Genomic DNA, 11,746 nt, shown 5'->3' on the forward strand with positions numbered 1-11,746 from the left:
AAGCTATAGAGCAGGTTGAAAATGACAGAACTAACAAAAGGTTGTAGCCCACATATTGCCGATCCGGCCGCTATTCAGTTGAGCCTGTTACAGGTGCATCCACGCGACAATGTGCTGGTGGTATTACAGCCTTTAGCTTCAGGTCAGGCTTTGATTGACCCCTGGCAAGAAGTGCAGGCCAAAGACGATATTCAACCAGGCCATAAAGTGGCTCTGCAGCTAATTAAAAAAGGTGAGGCGGTGATCAAATATGGTTACCCCATAGGTGTTGCCCAACAAGATATTCCGGCTGGTAGCTGGGTGCATTCGCATAACTTGAAAACCTTATTATCTGATCAGATTGAGTATCAGTATCAGGGTTGTGAGGCTGAGGATTTCACTTTCCCAACCGAATTACCTACTCATTTTATGGGCTATCGCCGCGCCAATGGCCGGGTCGGTACCCGCAACGAGTTATGGATTGTAAATACCGTAGGTTGTGTCAATCGTGCGGCAATGAAAATAGCCGAAAAAGCCAATCAGCAATTTGCCGGTTTAACAGATGGGGTGTTTGCGTATACCCATCCATTTGGTTGTTCTCAGTTAGGCGATGATTTAAATCATACCCGCGCTGTATTGGCTGGCCTGATGCAAAACCCCAATGCCGGTGCTGTGCTGGTGCTGGGTTTGGGCTGCGAAAACAATCAACTGGCGGCTTTGCTTAAAGCTTGCCCTGAACTGGATCAAAGCCGGTTGCGCTCTTTCAATGCCCAGCAGGTTGAAGACGAGTTAGAGCAGGGCCTGGAGGCTGTTGCGGAGCTGGTGCAACTGATGCAGCAGGATAAGCGCACAGAATGCCCAGTGTCCGATTTAGTGGTCGGCATGAAATGTGGTGGCTCAGATGGGTTAAGTGGTTTAACTGCCAATCCGCTGGTCGGCCGTATGGCCGATTTAGTCTGCGCTGCAGGGGGTAAAGTCGTCTTGACTGAAACGCCGGAGATGTTTGGTGCTGAACAAGTGCTGATGAGCCGTGCTGTCAACAAAACTGTGTTCTCCGACATAGTCAGCTTGGTCAACGACTTTAAACAGTACTTTATCGACAACAACCAACCCGTGTATGAAAACCCAAGCCCGGGCAATAAGGCCGGTGGTTTAACGACCCTGGAAGAGAAATCCTTAGGTGCTATTCAAAAAGGTGGCTCCGCCAAAGTAACCCAAGTGATCCCTTATGGCGCTTTGGTGCAGCAACAAGGTTTAACTTTATTGCAGGGCCCCGGCAATGATGCGGTATCGTCCACTGCTTTAGCTGCCAGTGGCGCCACCCTGCTGCTTTTTACCACGGGCCGTGGCACACCGCTGGGTTTCCCTGTGCCTACGGTAAAAATTTCGTCCAACAGCGATTTAGCCAAACGTAAACCGCAGTGGATAGATTTTGACGCCGGCGCTCTGTTGCAACAAGGCCAGAATGCGCAGGACTTTTCCTACCAGTTTTTCCGCGAGCTTATTGATATCGCCTCAGGTAAAAACACCAAAAACGAATTATCAGACAACAAAGAAATTGCCATTTGGAAAAATGGCGTGACCCTGTAAGGACTTTATATGGCCAACTTTAAACCTTTAGTACTTGATGACGACAGATTATTTCCGGCCGATCCAACAGTTCGCGCCATAGCCAGACGTTTGTATGCTGGCATTAAAAATCTGCCAATTGTCAGCCCCCATGGTCATACCGACCCGGCTTGGTTTGCTAGTAATGCTAATTTTGACAATGCCACCAGCTTACTATTGCTGCCGGATCACTATGTATTTCGTATGCTGTACAGTCAGGGGATTTCGCTGGAGTCTTTAGGTATTCGCACTAAAGACGGCACACCGGTTGAAACGGATTACCGCAAAATTTTCCACACTTTTGCTAAAAATTATCACTTGTTCCGTGGCACTCCATCCCGCATTTGGCTCGACAGCGTATTTCATGATGTCTTTGGTTTGGAACATGCATTAAACAGCGATACCGCAGATTTGTATTACGACAGCATCAACGAGCAGTTAGTCAAACCTGAATTTAAGCCCCGTGCTTTGCTGGATAAATTTAATATCGAACTGATTGCCACCACAGAAGGCGCGGTGAATTCGCTGAAACACCATGCGGCGTTAAAAGGCACGGGTTATGAAAAACGGGTGATCACCACCTTCAGACCTGATGATGTGATAGATGCTGACCGGGCTGATTTTCTGAGCAATATCAAAAAACTGGCAGAGCAAACAGGTCAGGACACTCATAGCTGGCAAGGCTATTTACAGGCTTTGCGTATTCGTCGGCAGTTTTTCCGCGACCATGGCGCGACCGCTACCGATCACGGGCATCCAACCGCCAAAACTGCTAATTTGTCCGAAACTGAAGCAAGCAGCCTGTTTCAGCTCTGTTTATCTGGTAACGCCAGTAAAGAGCAAACTGAGTTATTCCGTGGCCAGATGCTGACGGAAATGGCCGGGATGAGCATTGAAGATGGCATGACGATGCAAATTCACCCTGGTGCCTTCCGAAACCATAACCCGTCGATTTTCGAACGTTTTGGTGCAGACAAAGGCGCGGATATTCCAAGCCCGACTGAATTTGTCAGTAACTTAAAACCTCTGCTGGATAAATACGGCAACAATGCCGCTTTGAAAATAATCCTGTTTACCCTGGATGAAACTACCTATGCCCGTGAACTGGCGCCTTTAGCTGGTCATTATCCAGCCTTAAAACTGGGTCCAGCCTGGTGGTTCCATGACAGCCCTGAAGGTATGTTGCGATTCCGTCATCAGGTCACTGAAACCGCAGGCTTTTACAACACAGTCGGCTTTAACGACGATACCAGAGCTTTCTTGTCTATTCCGGCCCGCCATGATGTAGCGCGTCGTATTGATTGCCGCTTTTTAGCAGGTTTAGTGGCTGAACATCGCTTAAGCGAAGACGAAGCCCATGAACTGGCGCAGCAACTGACCTATCAGTTGGTAAAACAAGCCTATCAGTTGGACTAAGGGATTAAGCATGAGCATTGATATTCCTCGTTTACAGCCAGCGTTACTGGAACAGCTGCAAGGCAAACTGAAATTGCCAGCCTATGACCCTTCCGCGACAGGCATAGGCATAGTGCATATTGGTCCTGGTGCTTTTTTTCGGGCGCATCAGGCCTGGTACACAGATCTCGCGCTGAAATACGGCGGTGACTGGGGTATTTCGGTGGTGTCGATGCGTTCGAACGATTTGGCCAAAGCTTTAACACCGCAACAGGGTTTATACAGTCTGGTATTGCTGGATAAAACCACTGAATATCAGGTGGTCGGTTCTATTCGTGAGTTATTAGTGGCAGCAGAACAGTACGAGCAGGTACTGCAGCGTTTAGCGGCACCCAGTAGTTTTTATGTGACTTTAACCATCACCGAAAAAGGCTACTGCTTAAATGCCCTAGGTGAGCTGGATTTAACTCATGCCGATATCCAACACGATTTACAAAGTAACGTTAAAGCCCGATCTGCTATAGGTTTGCTGGTGCAGGCCTTATCTCTGCGTTTTGCTGCCAATGTGCCACCTTTTGTCCTGCTGAGCTGCGATAACCTGACAGACAATGGTCATAAACTCCGTAATGCAGTACTTACTTTTGCACGGCAAAAGCAACCCGCATTAGCCAACTGGCTGGAACAGCAGCTGTTATGTCCCTGCACTATGGTCGACAGCATCACCCCTGCCACCGATGAAGAATTGCCTAAACAACTAGCCTCAGAGCTGGGTTATCAGGACAACTGGCCTATTAAACGCGAAAAGTTCTGTCAGTGGGTGATTGAAGATATTCTGCCGGCCCACAGACCAGCCTGGCATCAGGTTGGAGTGACTTACACTCAGGATGTGAAAGCCTTTGAAAAAGCCAAGTTGCGGTTACTGAACGCACCGCATTCAGCTTTGGCCTATCTAGGCTCTTTGTGTGGTTTAGAAACAGTGTTTGATGCTATGCAGCAACCGGCGCTGCGCCAGTTTGTGCAGCAACTGGCGCAGGACGAAATTATCGGCTCTTTCCATGCGCCTGCAGAATTAAACCCGACAGAGTATAGCGTCGATATTTTCCAGCGTTTTGATAACCCAGCTATCCGGCACTTATTGGCGCAAATTGCCTGGGATGGTTCACAAAAACTACCAATGCGGGTTTTTCCTATCATTCTGGATAACTTAGCCGCGGGCCGCTCTATTCGTTTATTAAGTCGGGTTGTTGCCGGCTGGCTGTTGTTTATCCGGCTGCGTTATCAACAACAACCCAATACGGCCTTGGTCGACCCTTTAGCGAAAACCTTATTGGATTGCGCAGCGGCTTGCTCTGGTGATGCAGCTAAGGACACGGCGTTGTTTGTAGCTTTAGAGCAGGTGTTTCCGCCATCCTTGCAGCAGTCAAATATTTTTAAAGCTGAACTGGCGTCCGCTTACCAGCAGCTTTCCCCATTACTTTTATCAGCTCAAGGCACTGATGTTGCCACTTTTTTACAGGATCTTGTGAAATGACCTCGTTATCTTCCTTACTCAAAGGTGGCTTGTTGTTACCTATTATTCAGGCTGAACAACCAGAGCAGGCTGTGGCTATTGCTAAGGCGATGCAACAAGGTGGGGTCACTGCAGTGGAAGTTGTACTGCGTACAGCGGCGGCTTTAGATTGTATCAGCGCTATTCGTGCTGAAGTACCACAACTGTTAACTGGGGCCGGTACTATTTTGTCAGCCAAAGATGCTAACAATGCTAAAGCTGCTGGTGCGCAGTTTCTGGTTAGCCCTGCCAGTACACCTGAGTTATTAAAGGCGATGATCAACACTGAACTGGCTTTAGCTCCAGGTGTAGCCACCCCCTCTGAAATGGCGATGGCATTGGAGCTTGGTTTAACAGAGCTGAAGTTTTTTCCTGCCCATTTAGCTGGTGGCATTGAGATGCTGAAAGCTTTATCAGGTATTTTTCAGCAGGTTCAGTTTTGTCCGACCGGTGGAGTGCACTTAACTAATCTGGCTGATTTTTTAGCTTTACCCAATGTGTTTGTGGTTGGAGGCTCCTGGTTGTCTCCTAAAGAGTGGGTGCAACAACAAAACTGGAATGCTATCACCGAATTAACCCGCCAGTCTGTCGCAATGGCTGAACAAAGCCGGGTAAGGCATAACCGAGTTGCCTGATAAGGATTGATCCATGAAACAAGTGATAATTTTTGGTGAATGCATGGTGGAGTTATTCCAGCTCGTGGATAACGTTTACCATCAGGCCTTTGCCGGGGATGTATATAATACGGCGGTGTATTGCAAACGCAGTGCTGCAGCACAGCTGAATCTGAAGTTTTTATCTGCAGTAGGCACGGATTTAGTCAGTGACAAACTGATTGCCCAGCTGGAACAAGAGAAACTTGATAGCTCGCTCGTGCTGCGCACTAAAACAGCCCGGCCTGGTTTGTATATGATCAACACCGACTGCTTTGGTGAGCGTAGTTTTGTCTATTGGCGTGACAGCTCAGCTGCCAAACAAAGTCTGGCTTTGTTTAGACAACACCACACTGTCGAGCGGTTATTACCAGCAGATGTATTTTATTTCTCCGGTATCAGTCTGGCCATTTTGTCACTGGAGGATCGCACCTATCTGTTTACGCTGATTAAAGAGTTAAAAGCTCAGGGCGTGCAGATTGTATTTGACCCTAACTACAGGCCTGCGCTCTGGCCTGACGCTGAGATTTGTCGTGCTAATTTCGATCAGGCTTATGCGTTGTCCGATATCGCCTTACCCGGTTTAGACGATCATAAAGTCTTGTATGGTTGCAGCAGTGCTGGCGATGTGTTGGCTCAATTACAGACGTTAGGTGTCAAAGAGATTATTGTGAAAAATGGCTCGTCTGGAGTGCTTGGTTACAGTGAAGGAGAAAGCTTTCAATGTCCTGCAGTTCCTGTAAAAAAAGTGATAGATACCACAGCAGCAGGAGATTCTTTTAATGGGGGTTATCTGGCGGGGCGGCTTAATGGCTTATCGCCTCTAGCTGCTTGTCAGTATGCTGCGACACTTGCCAGTTTTGTTGTGGAGCACACAGGCGCCATTGTCACTAAAGAGCAATTCCGTGGTTTTTCCAGCCGTTTTAATTTGAGTACATTTAGCTAAAAGGAAATGAGTGATGTCTGCTGATCTGTCTTTGTATTTTCCAACCCAGGCTGATATTCCGACCCAGTGGCGACTCACAGCTCCGATAGAACAGCGTGACTATTTACTCAATGGTGAGCTCTGTCAGTGGCAGGGCGATTTAGCTCCTGTGTATAGTCCGGTAGCGCTTAGAAATAGTGCAGGTGAACTGACGCCTACTTTATTAGGTGCTACACCTTTAATGGACGAAACTGCCGCCAAAGCTGCGTTGCATGCAGCCTTAAAAGCTTATGATTTGGGCCGTGGTGTCTGGCCCTCTATGGCGGTGATGGAGCGAGTGGCGGCTGTAGAGAAATTCCTTGCTGCTATGCTGCTGCAACGTGAAGCGGTGATCCGTTTATTGATGTGGGAAATTGGCAAACCTTTACCGGATGCCGCCAAAGAGTTTGACCGCACCTGCGACTATATCCGCGATACGGTACAAGCTTTAAAGCAACAGGACCGCAGCGCCAGCCACTTTGTGATAGAGCAGGGCACTTTAGGCAAAATACGTCGGGTTGCAGTGGGCGTCGCACTTTGTATGGGGCCTTTTAACTACCCGCTAAATGAAACCTTTACCACTTTGATCCCGGCTTTGATCATGGGTAACACTGTTATTTTTAAACCTGCTAAGTACGGTGTGTTATTAATCCAGCCTTTGCTTAAGGCGTTTGCAGATTCTTTTCCACCAGGTGTGATCAACGTGATTTACGGTCGTGGCCGTGAAACTGTCGGTGCTTTAATGGAAAGCGGCAGCGTGGATTTATTTGCTTTTATCGGCACCAACAAAGGCGCCAGTGACTTAAAAAAACTGCATCCACGGCCACACCGTTTGCGAGCTGTGCTTGGTCTTGACGCGAAGAACCCAGCCATAGTGCTAAGAGATGCCGACTTAGAATTAACAGTTAAAGAGGCTGTGGCCGGTGCGTTATCTTTTAACGGTCAACGCTGTACGGCGTTAAAGATCTTATTTGTTGAGCGTTCAGTTGCCGATGCTTTTGTGCAAAAACTTTCAGAGGCCATTAGTGCTTTGCAACTGGGTTTACCCTGGAGTGACAAAGTGCAAATCACTCCTTTACCTGAGCCTGGCAAAGTCGATTTTTTAAAGAGCTTAATAACTGACGCTCTGGAGCATGGGGCCAGGGTAATCAACCCTGAAGGTGGTCAAAGCTCAGGCTCGCTGATGCGTCCTGCTTTGGTGTATCCGGTGAACAGTCAGATGAGATTGTATCAGGAAGAGCAGTTTGGCCCTCTGGTGCCGGTAGTGCCTTATGATGATATCAGTGAAGTCATTCATTATGTGATTCACTCCGACTTTGGTCAGCAACTGAGTATTTTTGGTCAGGACGCACGGCAAATAGGTGAGTTGGTGGACATGTTCGCCAATCAGGTCGGGCGTATTAACATCAACAGCCAATGTCAGCGTAGTCCGGATAGTTTCCCTTTTACCGGCCGGAAAAACTCAGCGGAAGGCACCTTGTCGGTGGAGGATGCTTTGCTGCAGTTTTCTATCCCCACTCTGGTGGCCTGTAAATACAACCCTGAACAAATTGCGCTGATGAAAGAAATGATTAAACAAGGTTCATCCCAGTTTTTAGCCACAGATTTTTTATTTTAAGCAGAGGGAAAACATGACTTCGGCATTTGGCCTTGCTGAACACAATGCCCGGTGAGATTTGTCTGTATCTCAGGCTTAGACAGATAAAAAGCTGTACAAAAACGAAGTCCCCCAGCCCCGGAAAGGCTGGGGGCAATGGTTGATTAGACTTTAAAACGTTTCACCATATCCATTAAACGAGAGGCCATACCCGCCAACTCCTGGCTTGCGGCGTTGGTCTGATTCGCTCCGGCAGAGGTTTGAACTGCTAAATCTTTAATAGCGACCAAACTTCTGTCGACATCACGGGCCACATGAGCTTGTTCTTCTGACGCTGTAGCAATAAGTAAGTTACGTTCATTGATATGGCTGACCGATGTACAGATTTGTTCAAAAGCCTGCCCGGCTTTGTTGGCCATATCGACCGTATTATCGGCAAGCCCTGTACTTGCTTCTATCGATTGTACCGCTTTGACTGTACCCTGACGGATATGAGTGATGAGTTGCTCAATTTCTTTGGTTGAGTTCTGAGTTCTGTGCGCCAAAGCCCTGACTTCATCTGCAACTACCGCAAAACCACGGCCTGCATCGCCAGCACGTGCTGCTTCTATAGCCGCGTTTAACGCCAGTAAATTAGTTTGCTCTGCCACGGCTCTGATCACGTCCAGCACCTGACCTATATTGTTGGCTTGAGTCGCCAGTTCCTGCACCAGTTCAGCGGAGGTTTTCATCTCAGTCGCCATTTTGCGGGTTTGGGCTATGGTGAGCCTCATTTCCTCAAGACTACGGCTGGCCAGTTCATTGGATTCTTTTGATGCATCAGAGGTCGATAAAGCATTTTGTGCCACATCCTCTACTGCAACTGTCATCTCGTTCACCGCAGTAGCGGCTTGTTGTAATTCAGCATTTTGCAGATCAAGGCCTTCAGTACTTTGTGAGGTGACAATACTTAATTCCTCGGCCGCTGATGCTAACTGAGTGGCGGTGTTATTAATTTGGCTGATGGTATCTTTTTGACTTTGTTGTAAATGTTGCAAGCCAGAAAACAGCGCTCCAATTTCATTTTTACTTTCAACTCGGATATGGCTGCTTAAATCGCCTTGCGCCATGCGCTGAAAGTGCTCGCCAGCCAGCTCCAGAGGCTGGATCAGCATTTTTTTGATCAAATACCAGCTCATTACTAAAGCGGCCAGAGCAATAACCAGAAAGATAGCGCAAAGAATAGCTGTCGCTGTATATCGATCAGAAGCTTCTTTCATAAAATTACTGTTTTTGATGCTGGCTTCTTCAACAAACTTCGCCACCATTTCCTGAGCTTTCGCATTGGTATCACGAGCTTCGAGGTTGGCGATGACATAACTTTCGCTGGTCCCTGTTTGCAGCTCTTTTGCTGTTTTGTCGATAGCTGCAAAGTACAAAGAAAAAACTTTCTGCATGTCCTGCACTAACTCTTTATGGTCGCCTTTGAGGCCTACCTCAGCAAAAGCATTAAATTTTTCGACGGCTTCTTTCAGAAACATCTCACCACGTTGAGCACTGATCTGAGCCTTATCGTTTTGGCCGCCTTCTTTTTCGATAAAACCGCCAGCTAAGGCTAGTCTGCTGCGTAACAGCATGCCATAAACATCTGAGATAGGGTTTACTTGTAAGACGGATAATTGGTACAGATCAGCCATACCTTCTTCACTGGCTTTGGCGCTATTCCAGGAGTAAAAGCTCAATATAGCCATACCGGCACTGAACATCAGCAGAATGGATAAAATTATATTTTTCAAATACATATCTTTGAACATGGTTACTCCTTGTCTAGGATCTTTAGTCTGGCGGCTGAGTACTCTTTATGGAGAAAGCACACTTAGTAACGAGTTAAATTACCTATTGTTTTTGCATAAAATCAGAGCTATCACTACGCCTGATACTATAGAACATAATAGCCAACATAGAGATCCAACATCCGTACTCTTTGTTTCTATCTGGATTTTGACAGATGCCGTTTTATCCGCTAAAACCCTATAAAGCGTCGTTTAGTACGAAATACTGAAGTATTTAATAGATTAATCTTTAAATTATTGTGTTTATTTTGCTGGGGAGCTTGAGCGTCTCAGTTTTGCACCAAAGGGGATAGGTACTTAAGATAATTTTTTGTATGCAAAGTGAGCAATGTCCTTGGTGCTGGATTATGTGCTCATCAATAGAGATTATGTTGTGACATCTGATAATTTATTTGAGTTACCCGTTTAATTTATCGGTCATGATGGTCGCTTTATTATTGTTTATTTCTTTGTCTGGTGTTGAGCAATAGTTTTATCGGGAGTGCATTAAGTCCGACTTTCATCGAATTATTAAATAATTTGGTTTTACAGTGATAGTCAGTAGATAAACCTATTGAGATTGACATTTTTGTGTGACTTTTGGCGAAAATAATCTGATTGCCAACAGTGAAAATAGTAAATAAGGGGACGAATTTGAACAACAAATATTGTGCTACCGTTGGCTCGCTGATGCTGCTGAGTGCCGGGGCTCAGGCCTTTGAGTGGGATGTCTACGGCAAGCTTGATCTGCAAGGCTTGTATGTAGATAAAGGCTTATACCGTTATGCCGACCAAGGTTGGCAAATTGAAGCGCCATTTACCAGGCTGGGGTTTAAAGCTCGCCAGGAGCTGGTGGATAATCTTGACCTGATCGTGGTTTATGAGTGGCAGGTTAATGGTTTAGATGAGGCAAACAAAGACGACAGATTAGGCAGTCGTAACACCTACATAGGTTTTGCCGGAAATTGGGGCGAACTGGTTTTTGGTAAAAATGACACCCGCTTCAAAAAGTCTGAAGGTAAAATAGATTTATTCAACGAGACCCTCAATGACATAGCACAGTTAAGTGCGGGGCAGGACAGGCTAGAAAATATTATTGGCTATCAGAGCCCCGTGATTGAAGGTTTTCAGTTGCAAGCTACGTACCAGACTGGCGCCAGCGATGAGGTCGCTGGTGGCTATGATTGGACCTTAAGTTATGGTGACTCAGGTTTTAAAGCTTACCCTTACTATTTTGCATACAGTCAGGCGCGTGAGCTAAATAATATCGATGCTGAACGTATTCTGGCTCACTTTAAGCTGATGGAATTGTCTGGAGGTCAGTTATCGGCGGGTTTGATGTTGCAGCACAGTGAACATATAAGACGCAACGTTGAAGGCGATGCAGTGATGGCACAGCTTGCATATAAGCTTGAAGCTCTGACTTACAAACTGCAATGGCAGCGGGATGACAGTAAAATTCGTCATCCGGAAACCGGTACTTTGTGGAGTGTAGGTGCAGACTACGCCCTGAACAGTGAGATGGTGATTTATACCATGTTCTCTGCTCTGGATTTTGATACAGAGCAGGACGAATCTGCAGCTTTGGGTTTTAAATATAATTTTTAATCTGGTGTAGTGCTTGAAACGAAAACCCCGGTAAGCCGGGGTTTTTCTGTTTAAAAGAATGCAATGCTCTGCTCAGAAGTTGTCTTTTTTGCCAGCGTCTTTGGTAATTTTATCCAGATAGCCCATAGCAAAAGCTGAGACAACAAAGGTCATATGGATAAGCAGATACCACATAATTTTGTCATTGGGGATATTCTGGGTATCCATAAAAACTTTAAGCAAATGAATAGAGGATATAGCCACTATGGATGCAGCAACTTTGTTCTTTAACGAATTGGAGTCGAGTTTACCTAACCATCCGAGCTTTTCACTGTCACCATCAATATCCATGCGGGACACGAAGTTCTCATAACCAGAAAACATCACCATCACCAGCAAGCCACCAACCAGCGAAATATCAATTAAAGACAGTACGACTAAAATCAGATCGACTTCCTTCATACTGAAAATAACAGGAATGATGGAGAATACTTCCTGAAAAAACTTCACGCCAAGAGCCAGTAAAGCCAGACTCAGACCAAGATAAATAGGCGCCATTAACCAGCGGGTGGCGTACATCACCTTTTCGATTAGTTGTTCCAT

General features: G+C 46.4%; 9 protein-coding genes. 7 read left to right on the top strand and 2 right to left on the bottom strand.

Annotated features, from left to right (window positions below):
- The first annotated feature begins 21 nt into the window (after positions 1 to 21).
- From IEW88_RS02560 to IEW88_RS02585, 6 genes are read left to right on the top strand one after another with little or no spacing between them, the layout of a single operon-like run.
- Positions 22 to 1,569 carry a UxaA family hydrolase gene (locus IEW88_RS02560; RefSeq protein WP_147902866.1) on the top strand — a complete coding sequence of 516 codons (1,548 nt, stop codon included), beginning with the start codon at positions 22 to 24 and terminating at the stop codon, positions 1,567 to 1,569.
- Positions 1,570 to 1,578: 9 nt separating this feature from the next.
- Positions 1,579 to 3,003 (top strand): glucuronate isomerase, encoded by a 1,425-nt coding sequence (gene uxaC / locus IEW88_RS02565; RefSeq protein WP_147902865.1) that lies wholly within the window; start codon positions 1,579 to 1,581, stop codon positions 3,001 to 3,003.
- Positions 3,004 to 3,013: 10 nt separating this feature from the next.
- Entirely contained in the window at positions 3,014 to 4,513 is a 1,500-nt protein-coding gene (locus IEW88_RS02570) for a mannitol dehydrogenase family protein (RefSeq protein ID WP_147902864.1), read from the top strand.
- Positions 4,510 to 5,166 (top strand): bifunctional 4-hydroxy-2-oxoglutarate aldolase/2-dehydro-3-deoxy-phosphogluconate aldolase, encoded by a 657-nt coding sequence (eda, locus tag IEW88_RS02575; RefSeq protein WP_147902863.1) that lies wholly within the window; start codon positions 4,510 to 4,512, stop codon positions 5,164 to 5,166. The genes IEW88_RS02570 and eda overlap by 4 nt, the downstream gene beginning before the upstream one ends.
- Before the next feature lie 13 nt (positions 5,167 to 5,179).
- Positions 5,180 to 6,130: a sugar kinase gene (locus IEW88_RS02580; RefSeq protein ID WP_147902862.1), complete on the top strand. Its 951-nt coding sequence runs from the start codon at positions 5,180 to 5,182 to the stop codon at positions 6,128 to 6,130.
- A 13-nt stretch (positions 6,131 to 6,143) separates the two neighbouring features.
- A complete protein-coding gene (locus IEW88_RS02585) occupies positions 6,144 to 7,766 on the top strand; it encodes an NADP-dependent glyceraldehyde-3-phosphate dehydrogenase (protein WP_147902861.1) in 1,623 nt (540 codons plus the stop codon).
- A 143-nt stretch (positions 7,767 to 7,909) separates the two neighbouring features.
- Here the strand turns inward: IEW88_RS02585 and IEW88_RS02590 are convergent, their stop codons facing one another.
- The gene (locus tag IEW88_RS02590; RefSeq protein WP_147902860.1) at positions 7,910 to 9,538 is read right to left on the bottom strand and encodes a methyl-accepting chemotaxis protein; all 1,629 of its coding nucleotides are present in this window, start codon (positions 9,536 to 9,538) and stop codon (positions 7,910 to 7,912) included.
- Between the two features lie 672 nt (positions 9,539 to 10,210).
- Between IEW88_RS02590 and IEW88_RS02595 the strand changes: the two genes are divergently transcribed.
- Positions 10,211 to 11,164, top strand: coding sequence for a porin (locus tag IEW88_RS02595; protein WP_147902859.1), 954 nt, complete (start codon positions 10,211 to 10,213; stop codon positions 11,162 to 11,164).
- Between the two features lie 72 nt (positions 11,165 to 11,236).
- On the opposite strand, the gene IEW88_RS02600 is transcribed toward IEW88_RS02595, so the two are convergent.
- Complete coding sequence (locus IEW88_RS02600; RefSeq protein WP_053425685.1) at positions 11,237 to 11,746, bottom strand: TIGR00645 family protein; 510 nt, start codon at positions 11,744 to 11,746, stop codon at positions 11,237 to 11,239.

Source organism: Rheinheimera tangshanensis, assembly GCF_014645135.1.
GTDB lineage: Bacteria > Pseudomonadota > Gammaproteobacteria > Enterobacterales > Alteromonadaceae > Pararheinheimera > Pararheinheimera tangshanensis.